The 15972-nt window shown below is 51.0% G+C and carries 15 protein-coding genes, 2 pseudogenes and 1 other annotated feature; of the genes and pseudogenes, 6 read left to right on the top strand and 11 right to left on the bottom strand.

The window, feature by feature from the left end; all coding sequences use genetic code 11:
• The first annotated feature begins 4 nt into the window (after positions 1 to 4).
• The 3 genes from pduV to OGV85_RS15680 all read left to right on the top strand — a co-directional run bounded on the left by pduV (position 5) and on the right by OGV85_RS15680 (position 2615).
• Positions 5 to 457 (top strand): propanediol utilization protein PduV, encoded by a 453-nt coding sequence (pduV, locus tag OGV85_RS15690; protein WP_003030195.1) that lies wholly within the window; start codon positions 5 to 7, stop codon positions 455 to 457.
• A complete protein-coding gene (locus OGV85_RS15685) occupies positions 442 to 1656 on the top strand; it encodes an acetate/propionate family kinase (RefSeq protein WP_061548013.1) in 1215 nt (404 codons plus the stop codon). Before pduV ends, OGV85_RS15685 begins: the two co-directional genes overlap by 16 nt.
• Positions 1657 to 1748: 92 nt before the next feature.
• On the top strand, positions 1749 to 2615 hold the full coding sequence (locus OGV85_RS15680) for a GHMP family kinase ATP-binding protein (RefSeq protein ID WP_057063971.1): 867 nt from the start codon (positions 1749 to 1751) through the stop codon (positions 2613 to 2615).
• A gap of 40 nt (positions 2616 to 2655) precedes the next feature.
• Here OGV85_RS15680 and OGV85_RS15675 read toward each other — a convergent pair whose 3' ends face one another.
• From OGV85_RS15675 to phsA, 7 genes and pseudogenes are all read right to left on the bottom strand, one after another.
• The gene (locus OGV85_RS15675; RefSeq protein WP_003030187.1) at positions 2656 to 2991 is read right to left on the bottom strand and encodes a DUF496 family protein; all 336 of its coding nucleotides are present in this window, start codon (positions 2989 to 2991) and stop codon (positions 2656 to 2658) included.
• Positions 2992 to 3229: 238 nt separating this feature from the next.
• Positions 3230 to 4288: an FUSC family protein gene (locus OGV85_RS15670; RefSeq protein WP_003030186.1), complete on the bottom strand. Its 1059-nt coding sequence runs from the start codon at positions 4286 to 4288 to the stop codon at positions 3230 to 3232.
• A 107-nt stretch (positions 4289 to 4395) separates the two neighbouring features.
• Entirely contained in the window at positions 4396 to 4863 is a 468-nt protein-coding gene (gene sbmC, locus OGV85_RS15665) for a DNA gyrase inhibitor SbmC (protein ID WP_003030184.1), read from the bottom strand.
• Between the two features lie 123 nt (positions 4864 to 4986).
• Positions 4987 to 6159: a serine-type D-Ala-D-Ala carboxypeptidase DacD gene (dacD, locus tag OGV85_RS15660; RefSeq protein ID WP_061548012.1), complete on the bottom strand. Its 1173-nt coding sequence runs from the start codon at positions 6157 to 6159 to the stop codon at positions 4987 to 4989.
• A gap of 139 nt (positions 6160 to 6298) precedes the next feature.
• Positions 6299 to 7066 carry a thiosulfate reductase cytochrome B subunit gene (phsC, locus tag OGV85_RS15655; protein WP_003838979.1) on the bottom strand — a complete coding sequence of 256 codons (768 nt, stop codon included), beginning with the start codon at positions 7064 to 7066 and terminating at the stop codon, positions 6299 to 6301.
• The gene (gene phsB, locus OGV85_RS15650; protein WP_061548011.1) at positions 7063 to 7641 is read right to left on the bottom strand and encodes a thiosulfate reductase electron transport protein PhsB; all 579 of its coding nucleotides are present in this window, start codon (positions 7639 to 7641) and stop codon (positions 7063 to 7065) included. The genes phsC and phsB overlap by 4 nt, the downstream gene beginning before the upstream one ends.
• 14 nt (positions 7642 to 7655) lie before the next feature.
• Positions 7656 to 9391, bottom strand: a pseudogene (gene phsA / locus OGV85_RS15645) (thiosulfate reductase PhsA).
• A gap of 400 nt (positions 9392 to 9791) precedes the next feature.
• Here phsA and sbcB point away from each other — a divergent pair.
• A complete protein-coding gene (gene sbcB, locus OGV85_RS15640) occupies positions 9792 to 11216 on the top strand; it encodes an exodeoxyribonuclease I (RefSeq protein WP_003838973.1) in 1425 nt (474 codons plus the stop codon).
• 59 nt (positions 11217 to 11275) lie between these two features.
• On the opposite strand, the gene plaP is transcribed toward sbcB, so the two are convergent.
• The 4 genes and pseudogenes from plaP to OGV85_RS15625 form a co-directional block, all read right to left on the bottom strand.
• Entirely contained in the window at positions 11276 to 12637 is a 1362-nt protein-coding gene (gene plaP, locus OGV85_RS15635) for a putrescine/proton symporter PlaP (protein ID WP_003030167.1), read from the bottom strand.
• Positions 12627 to 12689: a membrane protein YoeI gene (gene yoeI / locus OGV85_RS24440; protein ID WP_099045591.1), complete on the bottom strand. Its 63-nt coding sequence runs from the start codon at positions 12687 to 12689 to the stop codon at positions 12627 to 12629. The genes plaP and yoeI overlap by 11 nt, the downstream gene beginning before the upstream one ends.
• Positions 12690 to 12851: 162 nt before the next feature.
• Positions 12852 to 13836 (bottom strand): annotated as a pseudogene (locus tag OGV85_RS15630) (LysR family transcriptional regulator).
• Positions 13837 to 13877: 41 nt separating this feature from the next.
• Positions 13878 to 14702, bottom strand: coding sequence for an SDR family oxidoreductase (locus OGV85_RS15625; protein ID WP_003030163.1), 825 nt, complete (start codon positions 14700 to 14702; stop codon positions 13878 to 13880).
• A 174-nt stretch (positions 14703 to 14876) separates the two neighbouring features.
• Between OGV85_RS15625 and hisL the strand changes: the two genes are divergently transcribed.
• Together hisL and hisG are read left to right on the top strand one after the other, a co-directional pair.
• The gene (gene hisL, locus OGV85_RS15620; protein WP_100250077.1) at positions 14877 to 14924 is read left to right on the top strand and encodes a his operon leader peptide; all 48 of its coding nucleotides are present in this window, start codon (positions 14877 to 14879) and stop codon (positions 14922 to 14924) included.
• Positions 14900 to 15022: a sequence feature (His leader region), on the top strand. Its footprint overlaps the gene before it by 25 nt.
• A gap of 45 nt (positions 15023 to 15067) precedes the next feature.
• Positions 15068 to 15967 (top strand): ATP phosphoribosyltransferase, encoded by a 900-nt coding sequence (gene hisG / locus OGV85_RS15615; RefSeq protein ID WP_003030161.1) that lies wholly within the window; start codon positions 15068 to 15070, stop codon positions 15965 to 15967.
• Positions 15968 to 15972 lie beyond the last annotated feature (5 nt).

The raw sequence follows: 15972 nt of genomic DNA, 5'->3' as shown, positions 1-15972 counted from the left end.
TCTCATGAAACGTATCATGCTAATTGGTCCCAGCCAGTGCGGTAAAACGTCGCTCACGCAGTGCATGCGCGGAGAGGTGCTCCACTATCAGAAGACCCAGGCCATAGTCTGGTCTCCTACGACAATAGACACACCGGGTGAATATCTTGAGAACCGCTGCCTGTACAGTGCGCTGCTGGCCAGCGCCTGTGAAGCGGACATTATTGCGCTGGTACTCAATGCAGACGCGCCGTGGTCACCATTTTCTCCCGGTTTTACCGGACCAATGAACCGACCCGTTATTGGCCTCGTTACCAAAGCCGATTTAGCCAACCCGCAGCGTATTTCTCTTGTGGAGAGTTGGTTAGTTCAGGCTGGTGCGCAAAAAGTATTTGTCACCAGCGCGCTGGAGAATACCGGAGTCGATGAGATGTTCATTTTTCTGAATGCAAAGGAACCTTCATGTCTCACAAAATAATGGCCATTAATGCAGGTAGTTCCTCGCTTAAGTTTCAACTACTGGCGATGCCGCAGGGTGAAATGATCTGCCAGGGGTTGATAGAACGTATCGGTTTGTCTGATGCACAGGTCACCCTAAAAACACCAGCGCAGAAATGGCAGGAGACTTTGCCTGTAGCAGAGCACCGTGAAGCCGTAACGTTGCTTCTGGAAAAACTGCTCAACCACCACATTATCAGCAGTCTGGAAGAGATCGACGGCGTGGGCCACCGCGTCGCACACGGCGGGGAATCCTTTAAAGACTCCGCGCTGGTAACTGATGAAACGCTGGCAGAAATCGAGCGACTCGCGGAACTGGCTCCTCTGCATAACCCAGTAAATGCGTTGGGGATCGCGGTATTCCGCCAGCTATTGCCCAAAACGCCAGCCGTTGCGGTGTTCGACACCGCGTTTCATCAAACGCTTGATGAGCCTTCTTTCATCTATCCCCTGCCCTGGCGTTACTATGTCGAGTTGGGTATTCGTCGTTACGGTTTTCATGGTACCAGCCACAAATACGTTAGCTCACAGCTTGCTGAAAAACTGGGTGTGCCACTCAGCGCCCTGCGCGTTGTTTGTTGTCATCTGGGCAACGGCAGCAGCATCTGCGCCATCAAAGGCGGACAATCGGTGAATACGTCAATGGGCTTTACACCACAATCTGGCGTGATGATGGGCACGCGAAGTGGCGATATTGATCCATCCATTTTGCCCTGGATAGCCCTGCGAGAAGGCAAAACACCGCAGCAGCTCAACCAATTGCTCAACAATGAGTCCGGATTGCTCGGTGTTTCTGGCATCTCACCTGACTACCGCGACGTTGAACATGCCGCAGATACGGGCAATCACCAGGCTGCGCTGGCGTTGACGCTTTTTGCTGAGCGCATTCGTGCCACCATTGGTAGCTATATTATGCAGATGGGCGGTCTGGATGCCCTGGTTTTTACCGGTGGTATTGGCGAAAACTCCGCACGGGCGCGCGCTGCGATTTGTCGTAACCTGAATTTCCTGGGTCTGGCCGTTGATGAGGAAAAAAATCAGCGTAATGCCACCTTCATTCAAACGGAAAATGCGATGGTCAAAGTAGCAGTGATTAATACCAATGAAGAGCTAATGATTGCGCAAGACGTTATGCGTTTAGCGATATCTGAAACTGTGACATTGGGCATTCCTGCATAATACTGCAGCACCTCAAATTGCGGCAAATCATGGTAATAGCGCGATCGCCATGACACTATGCGCCGAGGATTGCTGATCACATAGGTGAAGACGTGGCTGTTGCGCAATGTCCCGCATCGTGCGGAGAACTTATCCAGGGCTGGATTCTGGGCAGTGAGAAATTGGTCTCCTGCCCGGTTGAATGGTATAGCACCGTTGAGGTCACTTCAGGTTCACCGCTGACAGATGAACGTCCACTTTCGCGAGCAATGGTTGAGAGGTTATTGCTGCACTGGCAATACCCGGCACACATGAGTCAGGATATCCGAATAGATGTCCAGTCAACCATTCCTGTCGCTAAAGGGATGGCCAGCAGCACAGCGGATATCGCCGCCACGGCAATCGCCACGGCACAGTATCTGGGGCATCAGCTAGACGAATCCACTCTGGCGCAGCTTTGCGTTTCGCTGGAACCTACCGACAGCACCGTTTTCCGCCAGCTTACGCTGTTCGATCATAACGACGCCTCCACGCAAATTGCCTGTGAATCCCAGCCTCAACTCGATCTGCTGGTTCTCGAAAGTCCGGAAATCTTGCTTACTGCTGATTATCACCGTACTCCACGTCAGTCAGGGCTACTGGCGGGCGCCCCAGCACTGAAACGCGCATGGGAAAAGGTACAGGAAGCCTGTATCAGTCAAAACCCTTATCGGATGGGCGAGGCCGCCACGCTGAGCGCGATCGCCAGCCAGTTGCTGTTACCTAAACCAGATTTTGATTCACTATTAGCACTGGTAGAAGAATGTGATTTATACGGTGTCAACGTCGCGCACAGCGGCAGCGTCGTCGGTCTGATGCTCGACAGAAAGCGTCATGATGTGGACTACATTAAATGGATGCTGACGCAGAAAAAATTAACATTGCACTGGCCGGAACAACATTTGTTGCGGATGGTAACTGGCGGGGTCGAACTGCAATAAGGGCCGCCGCTAAGCAGCGACCCAAACGAGCATAAAATCGTTACTCAGCTTTCGCATCGGCGTTTTTCACTTCGCCCATCGCTTTCAGCTTTTTAGAGATGTCGCGGCGCTCTTTAGAGATCTCAGCGTTTTTGATGATGTAATCATCAACACGATCTTCATAATCGCTTTTCATACTGGCGATAATGCCCTGAATCGCTTCCACGCTCATTCCAGGCTTGATGTAGTCGCTCAGGTTGTCCAACAGCAGAACGCGTTTCTGGTTGTCACGGATCTTTTTCTCAACGTCCTGAATTTCACGTTGCAGTTTGTTTTTACGACGGAACAGACGAACAAATTCCAGCACGTCCTGGAAAGAAGGCTTGGTAGTTTCCATTTTTACACCCCTGATAATGTGAGATTCGGATTCGTTAAAACAACGGCTAAAGTGGGTCAACATTACTTTCATGCCCGCCATACTTCAAGTTGCATCTGCATCGACAATGCATGGTTGAAACCTGAATTATCGAGGGTAAAGCCATTGCAGTTACCAATGGTTTTAGCCTTTTTCAGTATCATACCTCTAATCTTTGCTGAATCGAAGCAGCAGTAGAACCTATCGCCTCATCTGCTCTTTATTTGCGCAGCGCGCGACAGATTAAATGTGAGAGCAACTCCAGCTGTCGCGCCATTTCCATGTTCAACCAAACGTAGCCGTGAATGGGCGTTTCTGCGACATAATCGCCTTTATGCTCAGCAATGAGCTGACGTAACTCCGCCACGGTGTCATTGAGCTTTTCCGTATTGGCAAGCACCGGCTGCGGATTCCCTTCGTACAAGGCGTGGGTTATGGTCAGTAGCGCCTGCTGCGTCCTGAGCTGAGTTTCACGTAAAGTTTGCGCATTCAGCATGACAAAGTGGCTGGTGCGGCTGGCCCAAAGTGCATTAATTTGCAGCTCAAGCATGCAGACCAGATTGCGGTTAACCGTTTGAATAGCCTCAAAAATGGATTTTTGAATACGGGTTTCTTTACTGGCGGGAACGATGAGCCCGCGCATTTTGACAACGTCGCTTAAGAGCTGCTGTAAATGCTTCTCAAGCCGCGGTTGCTCAAGCAAATTAGGGGATAGCGCGGCCTGATACACCCGATTATATCCCGTCACACAATGTGCCAATTGGATACGCCAGTGTATAAATGCCCGCTGCGGCCAGATGCCGGTAAACAGCATCGCCAGTAACGAACCCAAAATAACATCGCCACCGCGCCATAACGCGGTATTCATATCTCCGGCAGGCGCCCCCACGACCACGGCAAGCGTAATGCCAATCAGCAGCGCCTGATACGGCCTTTTACCCAACGCCAACCAGCCACAGAGAAACATCGCCACCGCGCACCAGATCAGCATTAGCGGAAGCGAAAAGAGTTCCAGACGCAGGGCAATCAATCCAAGCACCGAGCCCAGGATCGTTCCGCCTATACGCTCAAACGCTCTGGGAACAACGTTACCCCAAAAAGAAATTGGCCCCATAATCACCACCAGCGTGATCAGAGGCCATGTACCTTCGGGAATGTTTAACAGGCGTACCAACAGAAAAGTAAGAAGAAACGCCAGCGCAATGCGAATGCCATGCACCACACGATAATGACGATACAAACGAATTTCAAAAGGACTCAGCGACTTATCTGCACGCACTCATGCACTCCGTCAGGGAATAGCAAAGAAGCGAATTGTACCTGTTTTTACGGTGAAAACATCATCCTGATAACCAGGACATTCATCCTGATTTACACCAAAAACAGTTACTTCAACTGTACCGGCACGTACATTTCAATGTCCCAGTAACCGTCCTCCATGCCGTTGTTCATATAAACTTCAAAACAGGGTTTAGCCGCTATCGCATACGTCGAATCCTGCATCAGGCGCTCAAAAAACTGATACCACGGCGTCGCGAAGTCATGATTTTCAACGCGCGCAACGGCTATAGCATAGTCGCCACCTGCCAGCTCGGTCTGGATCACGCCTTCGCTGTTTTCCGGGATCTCAAAACCTTCAGGCACAGACACCACGGTATCACAACGAAGTTTTTCCGCCGGAACAACGTCAGGATTGTCGTAATAAACGGCTATCCATTCCAGCGGTACGATCTGCTTACCGTCGACCCACATCATTAACTGTTCGAAACCTTGCTTTACCGTTTGTTCCCACGGTCCAACCATATGGAAACCGGCAATTATGCGTTTCTCGACCTGCTTTATCTCGTACTCCATATAACCTCCGTTATTACACTGTATTTATATACAGTGTAATTTTTAGGTATGACGGCCACAAGGAATCAGTGATTATTATGTGAGCAGATTCGCACTCTTGCCAGTCAGGCACATCAGGAAAAACTACGCCTTATGGTGGAAGTAATCGCTCAAACGCGAGAAGACGCCGCCTTCGTTGACAGACTCCAGCGTAACCAGAGGCCAGTGCGCCACCAGTTTATCCCGATCGTAGAGTTCAATTTCCCCCACACGTTGATGGGCAGCAATGGGGGCAACCAGTTCTTTCTTATCAAGAACATATTTTGCCTTGATATTCGCGACTTCGGCTTTAGGCAGGGCCATCCAGAAATCCTGCTCTGTGCCAAGGCTAATTTTTTCTTTATCGCCATACCAGATCCGTTCAATACCGACCTGCTTACCGCTACGTAAAACCTGCACGGTATCGAAGTTCTGTTGTCCCCATTGCAGCAGTTTTCTCGCCTGGTCTTCACGTCCTTTCGCACTCTCCGCCCCCATCACAACCGTAATCAGGCGGCGCTGCCCATCAACAGCAGAAGCAATCAGGTTGAATCCAGCGCTGGAGGTATGCCCAGTCTTCAGACCGTCGACGTTCATGGTTTTATCCCACAACAAACCGTTACGGTTTTGCTGCGTGATTCCGTTCCAGGTAAGGCTTTTTTCACTGTACATATGGTAGAAATCCGGCTCTCCATGGATGATAGCTCGCGACAGCACGGCCAGATCGTAAGCTGAGCTATGCTGACCTGGCGCATCCAGACCATGTACCGTTTCAAAATGCGTGTCCCGCAGGTTCAGCTTTTGCACATAGTTGTTCATCATCGCGACAAACTGCGGCTGCCCTCCGGCGATGTAATCCGCCAGCGCCACACAGGCATCATTACCGGAATCAACAATTAACCCGCGACTCAGGTCGCGCACAGAAACGCGATCCCCTTCTTTCAGGAACATTAAGGATGAACCGACGAATACCGGATTATCTTTCGCCCAGGCGTCGCGCCCAACGGTGACAATATCTGTCGGACTAATACGCTTGCTGTCGATTGCGCGATCGACAACATAACCAGTCATCAGCTTGGTCAGGCTGGCAGGGTTGCGCTGCTGGTGTTCATTTCCGGCTGTCAGGATTTGGCCCGTGGTGTAATCCATTAATACCCACGCTCCGGCATTAATCGCAGGTGGCTGTGGGGAAAAGCTTACGACCTCGGTCGCGTACGCGGGCGAAAAACTCATCGCAAAGAGTGAAGCGGCAATAAACAAACGGCGTTTCAACAGCATGTCCTCAGGAAATGGAGAAATAGCCGTTCTTTTTACGGAAGTTCTGGCGAACAAACATGGATAAATTGCAAGAAAATGTGACACAAGGCACATTTTCTTGCTGTAAGGAAAGGTTTTCAGATATCAACCGCGGCGGACATTACCCTTTGCGCGGTGCTGTCTCTGCGTGATGGCTGCGATGACGATGATAGCCATCTATCATGCTGCGGAAAATTTGCCCCGGTGTGTCACCCAGCGTGCACAGGTAAATATGTGCACAGATGAACAGTAAGCCGACAATCGCCAACACCATATGCAGCACCAGCATCACAGGCCCTGCCCCTATCACCTGCGGGTAGAGACATAACAACCCGGTAATGATCAACAGCGGAACCAGCGCATACATGATGGCCAGATAAGCCAACTGTTGTAGTGGGTTAAATTTACTCTCTGCCGTTGCGGCAAACGGGTGCGGCTCACCTTTCATGATGCCATACAGATAAAAGCGCGTTTGCAACAAGCAGCGTGATATCAACCCGTTAAACTTCACCCGATAATGACAACCGTTGCCGCTGGTTGCGTTGATTAGCACAAAACCAACCCAGAAGGCCAACAGGGCGAAGCCGCACCAGGTATGTACCTGCACCATCAATGCCACCGGTCCGACAGAGAAGTGCCCAAACAGGCCACTCAGCAGAAGCAGGATAAAAAGCAGCGCATTACCCCAGTGCCAGCGGCGAACTGCCAGCGAATAGAGGTAATCCCGATGTTCTTCTCCAGTTGCTGTTTTGGGTGACAACATCCGACGTAACAGCGCGTGTATAACCAGGCCCGCAATCATCAGCACAATAACAACGCCTGCATAAATGAGCCACAGCGGCCAGTAGTCCGGCGCATAGTTAAGCTCTGCTCCCCAGATAGAATTCATGCTTTACCCTCCTGATGGATCTCTTTACGCCGATAAACACTCACCGGGCCGCTACGCGTATCCTGCTGGCGATAAACCTCTTTTTGATTTATCCAGTGCTGAATTTCCGGGTCGTCACGACGACCAAATTTCAGCGCATCCGTCGGGCAAACGGAAACGCAGGCGGGCGATTGTCCAGTCTCCAGTCGGGTATCTGCACAGAAGTTACATTTGTCGGCAATTCCCGTTTGCGGATTGAGATAACGGACGTGGAACGGACAAGCGGCAACGCAATAGTCACAGCCAATACAGCGAGACTTATCCATTTGCACAATGCCATTTTCGTCGCGAAATGACGCACCGGTCGGACAAACGCTGACACACGGCGCATCTTCACAATGCTGACAGGAAACGCGAACAAACTGGAAGTGGGATAGCACCTCGGGTTCATGTTCAGGTGAACGGATCTGCACCTGTAGACGGCTAAATCCCTCTGGCACGTCATTCAAAACTTTGCAGGCAACCGTACATGCCTGGCAGCCAATACAGCGTTTCTCGTCATGCAGCATGACATAAGGGTTTGTAGATTGATTCATGATGTTCTCCTTTCTCATGCCCGACGAAGCGTAACGCCAGCGGTGTGCACCACTGTACCGGAAACCGGACTGGTGACATGCGGAAGCAAATTACCGCAATGGATACCGTGCGTTGTCGCTGCGGTTTTGGCTCCCGCCTTGGCGCCAAACCCCATATAAACAAACAGCGTATCGGGCCGAATTCCGGCGGTGACCAGCGCTTTGCCTTTTTCCTTGCCGGTCGCATTTTCCAGCCAGATGTCATCGCCGCTTTTGATGCCTTTTTCACGGGCCGTTTGCGGGTGGATCCACACCGCGTTGTCCCACATCAACTCGCTAAGCAGTGGCACGTATTGCGTCGCACCGTTGGTATGAACCGCCACTTTTCCCTGGATAAAATAGAGCTCACTATCGCCTTTGAGCGCAAAATTGCGCGCGCGCGGAATACCGTAGCCAGGCAGGAGCGTCTCCAGCTCTTCAGAATAAAGCTCTATTTTTCCTGAAGGGGATTTAAAGCGCAGTTGCTCGCCATAGGTACCGTCGCTGTCAACCGCCACCGCGCCCGGATAGCGTTCCACAAACTGACGCACCGCTTCAGGTTCACGCAGCAGTAACGGAACACCCCACTCCCGATACCCTTTCTCACGCAGTTCAGCAGACAGCGCATGATCGCCATTAAGCTGGTATAACTGACGCGTTTGCATATCCTGCCATGGGTAGAATTGCCCAAGGCCTAACTGCACGGCCAGCTCTTTCCAGATTTGCCAGCTTGGACGCGCATCACCAATAGGTTCTACTACCTGCTGGCGCAGGGCATAGGCTGGATTCAGACCCGACATGTCTGAAACTTCTTCATCGCGCTCAAGGTAAGTACATTCAGGCAAAAGGTAGTCGGCATACGCCGCGCTTTCGCTAAGATAGACATCACAACTGACCACAAGATCGAGCTGTTCAACGGTTTTGACCAGATCCGGTCGACATGTAACGGTTTGGAAAGGGTTGTGTCGGGACATAATCCATCCCTTCACCGGATAAGGCGTCTGGTTTAACACAGCATCAATGATGCTTTGCACCACACCACCGCCCGCCGCGATGTACTTAAACTGCGGGGCTACCAAATCGATACGCTGCGCCGTTGGCTTGGGTAATTTGACATCGGGTTTTGCCAGCACCGGAGCGACCTTCTCGCCAGCCAGCTTATTATAAGTTGCCGCCGCTTTTTTCTGGTACAAACCGCCTTCACGCTCAATATTGCCAAGCAGCACATTGAGGGTAAAAATCATGCGCCGCATATCAATTTCTTCTTGCGATGCCCTGAAAGCGAACCGGATTTAGAAGAAAACACGACGCCCTGAGGACCATGCTGCGTTTTGATTGCCGTCATTTTTTCGGCAATTTCTTTATACGCTTGTTCCCAGCTAATAACCTGCCATTCTCCGCTCCCGCGAGGTCCTGTGCGTTTCATGGGTTTAACAATGCGATGAGGGTCGTTGACCAGGCTAACGCCGCTGCCGCCACGAGCGCAGACACGCGTGCCTTGTTGAGGCGCATTAGGGTTCCCTTGAATAAAAACCGTTTTGTTATTAATTACCTGCGCCTGTATCGGGCAACGATAAGAACACATTTCACACAAACTTGGCGTCAGGGATGTCTTCCCTTTGATACTCTCAGGAGAATTTCGTGCCAGTGCCCCAGGCGGGAAACTGCCTATCGCACAGGCTGAACAGCCTATACCCACTCCTCGCAAAAAATTACGCCGACTAATGCTCATATAACCTCCTGTTATTAGATATATCCAATAATTATATGGCGTTTAGAATATTTATTTTTTACATCAATCACATTTCATTACAATGCATGACAGCGAATTGGCACAAATAAAAACTCTTTGTTTATAAAAGACTTTTAAAGTTTCCAGAACACAATAAAAGAAGAAGAAAATAACAATAATGGTTATCAATTAGATTATTTACAAATCCGCAACTCCAAGATATTTTATTTCCGTAATTTATTTTAACAGTGCAAAATTTATTTATTAATTCTATAAAAGTCCTGTTTATCTCAACTTTATTGCGTACACAATCCAGCTTCGATAATACCATAGCTGATTATCTCACTATTTTTTGGTATTCTTGGACGAGCGCTAAATTGATCCCGGACATAACTGAACAATGAATGACGGCAAGCAGCAACCTGGTTTTCTCTTCCACGATTACGAGACCTTTGGTACCCATCCGGCGCTGGACAGACCCGCGCAATTTGCGGCTATCCGCACAGATAATGATTTCAACATCATCGGTGAACCAGAAGTCTTTTATTGCAAACCCGCGGACGATTATCTGCCGCAGCCTGAGGCGGTGTTGATTACGGGTATCACACCGCAGGAAGCACGTGAAAAGGGAGAGAATGAAGCCGCTTTTGCTGCGCGCATCCACGCCCTGTTCACCGTGCCGAAAACCTGTATCCTGGGCTATAACAACGTGCGCTTCGATGATGAGGTGACGCGCAACATCCTGTATCGCAATTTCTACGATCCCTATGCCTGGAGTTGGCAGAACGATAATTCGCGCTGGGATCTGCTGGATGTGATGCGCGCCTGCTATGCCCTGCGCCCTGAAGGCATTAACTGGCCGGAAAACGACGACGGCTTACCCAGCTTCCGCCTGGAGCATTTGACCAAAGCTAATGGTATTGAGCATGCCAATGCTCACGATGCGATGGCGGACGTATACGCCACGATCGCAATGGCGCAATTAGTGAAGTCACGTCAGCCGCGTCTGTTTGATTATCTCTACAGCCATCGTAATAAGCACAAGCTGGCCGCACTGGTTGATGTCCCGCAAATGAAACCGCTGGTCCATGTCTCTGGTATGTTCGGCGCATGGCGCGGTAACACCAGTTGGGTGGCGCCATTGGCGTGGCATCCGGAGAATCGTAACGCAGTTATTATGGTCGACTTAGCTGGTGATATTTCGCCGCTGCTCGAACTCGACAGCGACGCCCTGCGCGAGCGGCTCTACACGTCTAAAGCGGATCTGGGTGATAACCCGGCCGTACCGGTTAAATTGGTGCACATCAACAAATGCCCGGTACTGGCACAGGCGAATACCCTGCGTCCGGAAGATGCCGACCGTCTTGGCATTAACCGCCAGCATTGTCTGGATAATCTCAAAGTTCTGCGCGAAAACCCGCAGATACGCGACAAAGTGGTCGCGATCTTTGCCGATGCGGAACCCTTTACTCCATCAGATAACGTGGATGCCCAACTGTACAACGGCTTTTTCAGCGATGCTGACCGTGCGGCGATGAAAATCGTTCTGGAAACCGAACCACGCAATTTACCGGCGCTGGATATCTCCTTTGTCGATAAGCGCATTGAAAAACTGTTGTTTAATTACCGTGCACGTAACTTCCCGGGAACGCTGGACGAAGCTGAACAGCAGCGCTGGCTGGACCATCGTCGCCAGGTATTCACACCGGAGTTTTTGCAAAATTACGCCAATGAATTGCAGCTATTGAGCCAGCAATATGCGGATAACAAAGAAAAGTTGATGCTGCTGAAATCACTCTGGCAGTATGCCGAAGAGATTGTATAAATCCCACGTATAAAAAAACGGAGAACATGTCTCCGTTTTTTTTCAGCTAAATGCAGTTATTACGCGATATCTTCGTCGTACTGTGGGACCGGGTTGCGGAAGCTTTTGGTCACGCAAGCCAGGTAGATCAGACCGATACCCGCCCAGATTAAGCCCAGAACCATTGAGCTTTCTTCCAGGTTCACCCACAGCGCGCCAACGGTCAGCGCACCGCACATTGGCAGGAACAGGTACTGGAAGTGATCTTTCAGCGTCTTGTTACGCTTCTCACGGATCCAGAACTGGGAGATTACCGACAGGTTAACGAAGGTAAATGCCACCAGCGCACCAAAGTTAATCAGCGCCGTCGCCATCACCAGGTCGAAGTTGATTGCCAACAGAGCAATCGCCCCAACCAGAATGATGTTCATGGACGGAGTACGCCATTTCGGGTGTACATAACCGAAGAAGCTTTTCGGGAATACGCCGTCACGACCCATCACGTACATCAGACGCGCAACGCCTGCATGCGCCGCCATACCGGACGCCAGTACGGTAATGGTAGAGAAAATCAGCGCGCCGACCTGGAAGAACTTACCGGCAACATACAGCATGATTTCCGGCTGCGAAGCATCTGGATCCTTAAAGCGCGAAATATCCGGGAAGTACAACTGCAACAGATAGGTGGAGACGATAAAGATCAGGCCACCAATCAGCGCGGTCAGGAAAATCGCACGCGGGATCACGCGCTCAGCGTCTTTGGTTTCTTCTGACAGGTTGCTGATACCGTCAAAACCGGTGAACGAGAAGCACAGGATGGTCGCACCGGTGATCATCGGGATCACGTGCGCATCACCGGACCAGAATGGACGACTGCTCGCCAGCGTACCGGCACCTTCCCCTTCGAACACGCCATAAACGACCATGCCGAGGATCACCGCAATCAGTACCACCTGCAACAACACGATCACGGTGTTGAAATTGGCGACGGATTTAAGGCTACGCAGGTTGAAGGCGGTCATAAAGGCCACCAGCGCCACCACGAACATCCATGACGGTATCGACGGCACCAGCGCTTCAAAATAAATTTTTGCCAACAGAATGTTGATCATCGGGGCGAACAGGTAGTCCAGCAGTGATGACCAACCCACCATAAAGCCAACGGTCGGGCTAATGGATTTCTGGGCGTAAGTGTAGGCAGAGCCTGCAGACGGATAGCGGCGTACCAGTTTACCGTAGCTCAGTGCAGTAAAAAGGATGGCGATCAGTGCAAAGGCGTAAGCTGTCGGGACGTGACCATCGGTCATTCCTGATACGATACCGAATGTATCGAACAGCGTCATCGGCTGCATATAGGCAAGGCCCATCATGACAACCGGAACCAGCGTAAGCGTTTTACGTAATTCCACGCGAGAGGTGTTTGGAGTAGCGTTATGCGACATGGTTATCCCCCATTACGGCGAAAACCGTCGCGTAAGCAAAAAATTGCCCCATTTTTTGTTAATCCTCAGCGACAACAACTGTCGATTTTTAAGTAAGTATCTATCCGGTACGAAGCCCGGCCTCTTTTATGAATGATTGGTTTGATGCAAAAAAATAACCGACGCGTATTAAAACGTCGGTTAATGTCATTTTTTGCAAGCGGCGTATTTTGCACTAAATTGGGGAGAAATAACAAGAGATTGAAGTGGCCACGAAAGAATATTTTTTCTTAACTGATTGATTTGTCAGCAGCCGTTTTAACATACACCCCCGCAATAGCACTATTTGCTAAAATTTCATCCCGCCACCAGGCACTGGCCAACCCGGCGGTCTGTTCATTCCAGCCTATCCACACGGGTTCAAAGACAATTTGCGCGACCACTTTTTTCTCAATCAGTGCGCCGCTCTCCAGAAATCGCTGCGCCAGATAGCGCGGAATATAGCCACATCCCAGACCGCTGATTTGTAGTTCCAGCTTGGTTTTGAAGTCAAAAACGGTAATGGCTTCCTGATCGTCAAGCACCTGAGAACCTGAGACGTTGGCATGCTGAGCATTGTCGCCCACCACAATGGCGCGAAAACGGCGAATAGTACGACGATTTAACGGTTCCTGTTCCTGCGCCAGCGGGTGATGCGGCGCAACCACAAACACCTGTTCCAGAACCCCCAGCCGTGCAAAGCCAAATTCGCTCGCTGCAGGAGGTTCATGCATGGCACCGACAATAATATCCGCCCGGCCCTGAGTAAGGGCATCCCATGAGCCGCCCAGCACGCCATTGATAAATTTCAGACGCGTCACGCTGTGATGTTGATAGAAAGACTCGATGAGTGGGGCCAGCAATGAAAAGGGAAAGGTATCATCTACGCCAATAACCAGTTCATTCTCCCAGCCTTCGTGTAGTTTAATGGCCTGCTTTTCGAGTTCACGGACGGTATGCAGCACCTCCCGCCCCTTTTCCAGCAGCATCTGTCCGGTGCGGGTGAACTTAGCCCGGTGCCCGCTGCGATCGAGTAGCTGAATATTAAGATCGCTTTCCAGCTTATGGACGGTGTAGCTAAGCGCAGACGGCGTCTTAAACAATTTTGCCGACGCCGCCGCGAAACTGCCCTCTTTTTCTAAGGCATCGAGGATGATAAGAACGTCCAGCAGTGGTTTCATACTCGCCCCCTGGCGGTATACAGCGGCACTCTGCTGGCTTGTCACTCCATCGGCATCACCAGCGGATCAGGATACTGGTACTCAAACCCAAGCTCATTACAAATACGGTTGCCATCAATGACTTTACCTTTACCGTTATCCGTACCGTCGCGAAATTCCGGCGGCTCCATCCCCAACTGGCGGGCCATCTGCGGATAGAACACGTTACGCGCCGGATGCATAGGCGCACATATATTATAGATGTGTCCCCCTTTAGGCGCTTGCAGCAGTAACGTGATGGCAGAAACCACATCGTCCAGATGCACCAGATTGACGCCATGATGTCCGTCTGGTGCCGTCTTGCCGGCAAAGAAGCGACCAGGATGTCTTCCCGGACCAACTAACCCGGCCAGACGCAAAATATCCACCGACGTGCCAGGTAAATTGTGCAACCAGTCTTCAAGTTCTTTCAGAACACGACCACTTGCCGTGACCGGATTACGCGGCGTCCCCTCTTTCACTGTTCCTTGAACGTCACCATAGACTGACGTAGAACTGGTAAAAATAATCCGAGGGATCCGATACGCCAGCGCGCTGTCGACCAGTTCCTGCATTGCCTGCAGGTAAAATGCTTCCCCAGGACCGCTACGGCGTGCAGGCAGCGTAATAACCAACGCATCGGCGTCCATCAGTGCGTCGAGATCGTCAGCCTCACAGACCAGTTCAGGTTCCAGGCGCAGCGAGTAACTCTCGATACCGCTCATGCGGGCCGCTTCCACCCCATCCAATGTGGTTTTGCTGCCGGTAACCTGCCAGCCTCTCGCCGCCAGCGACATGGCTAACGGCATGCCTAACCAACCTAATCCGACAATTGCGACCTTTTTCATGCCTTCTCTCCTGACTTTTGGCCTATAACGCAAGGCTACGCCAGCCCACGGTGGCTGACAATTCATAGTATCAATATGAAATGAATTAATGATCAAAAAAAGCCCTTGCTTTCCGTAGCTAAAGTGGTTTAGGTTAAAAGACATCAAATGAATAAACATTCATCGAGAAAATTTATGACACGCGCTCAATTCAAACACCATCATCACCATCATCCTGACTAGTCTTTCAGGCGATGTGTGCTGGGAGACATTTAAATCTTCCAGCGGTGCATGAGCGTATGAGAAAGCCCCCGGAAGATTGCTTCCGGGGGCTTTTTTTTGTGCGTGACCCAAACTGATTCAGACAGGATAACGAGGAATAAAGAATGTTAGACAACACCCGTTTACGCATAGCTATGCAGAAATCTGGCCGTTTAAGCGATGATTCACGCGAATTGCTGGCCCGTTGCGGCATTAAAATTAATCTTCACACCCAGCGCCTGATTGCAATGGCAGAGAATATGCCTATCGATATTCTGCGCGTACGTGATGACGATATCCCGGGTCTGGTGATGGACGGTGTCGTTGACCTCGGCATCATCGGGGAAAACGTTCTGGAAGAGGAACTGCTCAACCGCCGGGCACAGGGTGAAGACCCTCGCTATTTTACCCTGCGTCGTCTGGACTTCGGCGGCTGCCGTCTTTCGCTGGCAACCCCGGTTGATGAAGCCTGGGATGGCCCGGCAGCGCTGAACGGTAAGCGTATCGCAACCTCTTACCCACACCTGCTCAAACGTTATCTCGATCAAAAAGGGGTGTCGTTTAAATCCTGTCTGTTAAACGGCTCTGTAGAAGTCGCTCCCCGTGCGGGTCTGGCCGACGCGATTTGTGATCTGGTGTCCACCGGCGCAACGCTTGAAGCCAACGGTCTGCGTGAAGTGGAAGTCATTTACCGCTCTAAAGCCTGCCTGATTCAGCGCGACGGCGAAATGGCCGACGCCAAGCAACAACTGATCGACAAATTGCTGACCCGTATTCAGGGCGTTATTCAGGCTCGTGAATCCAAATACATCATGATGCACGCGCCGAGCGAGCGTCTGGACGAAGTTATCGCCCTGCTGCCTGGCGCTGAGCGTCCGACCATTCTGCCGTTGGCCGGCGACCAGCAGCGTGTTGCCATGCACATGGTCAGCAGCGAAACCCTGTTCTGGGAAACGATGGAAAAACTGAAAGCGCTCGGTGCCAGCTCAATTCTGGTGCTGCCAATTGAGAAGATGATGGAGTGATAGCC

The sequence above is a fragment of the Citrobacter sp. Cf132 genome (genome assembly GCF_030333885.1).
Taxonomy (GTDB): Bacteria; Pseudomonadota; Gammaproteobacteria; order Enterobacterales; family Enterobacteriaceae; genus Citrobacter; species Citrobacter freundii.
Note: the sequence above shows the minus strand (reverse complement) of the source record. Positions and strands in the feature narration are given on the sequence as shown.

What these genes read in the sequence shown, in the direction of transcription:
- pduV (WP_003030195.1), top strand. Translation starts at nt 5, where the DNA reads ATGAAACGTATCATGCTAATTGGTCCCAGCCAGTGCGGTAAAACGTCG.
- OGV85_RS15685 (WP_061548013.1), top strand. Translation starts at nt 442, where the DNA reads ATGTCTCACAAAATAATGGCCATTAATGCAGGTAGTTCCTCGCTTAAG.
- OGV85_RS15675 (WP_003030187.1), bottom strand. Translation starts at nt 2,991, where the DNA reads ATGGAAACTACCAAGCCTTCTTTCCAGGACGTGCTGGAATTTGTTCGT.
- sbmC (WP_003030184.1), bottom strand. Translation starts at nt 4,863, where the DNA reads ATGGAGTACGAGATAAAGCAGGTCGAGAAACGCATAATTGCCGGTTTC.
- dacD (WP_061548012.1), bottom strand. Translation starts at nt 6,159, where the DNA reads ATGCTGTTGAAACGCCGTTTGTTTATTGCCGCTTCACTCTTTGCGATG.
- phsC (WP_003838979.1), bottom strand. Translation starts at nt 7,066, where the DNA reads ATGAATTCTATCTGGGGAGCAGAGCTTAACTATGCGCCGGACTACTGG.
- phsB (WP_061548011.1), bottom strand. Translation starts at nt 7,641, where the DNA reads ATGAATCAATCTACAAACCCTTATGTCATGCTGCATGACGAGAAACGC.
- sbcB (WP_003838973.1), top strand. Translation starts at nt 9,792, where the DNA reads ATGAATGACGGCAAGCAGCAACCTGGTTTTCTCTTCCACGATTACGAG.
- plaP (WP_003030167.1), bottom strand. Translation starts at nt 12,637, where the DNA reads ATGTCGCATAACGCTACTCCAAACACCTCTCGCGTGGAATTACGTAAA.
- OGV85_RS15625 (WP_003030163.1), bottom strand. Translation starts at nt 14,702, where the DNA reads ATGAAAAAGGTCGCAATTGTCGGATTAGGTTGGTTAGGCATGCCGTTA.
- hisG (WP_003030161.1), top strand. Translation starts at nt 15,068, where the DNA reads ATGTTAGACAACACCCGTTTACGCATAGCTATGCAGAAATCTGGCCGT.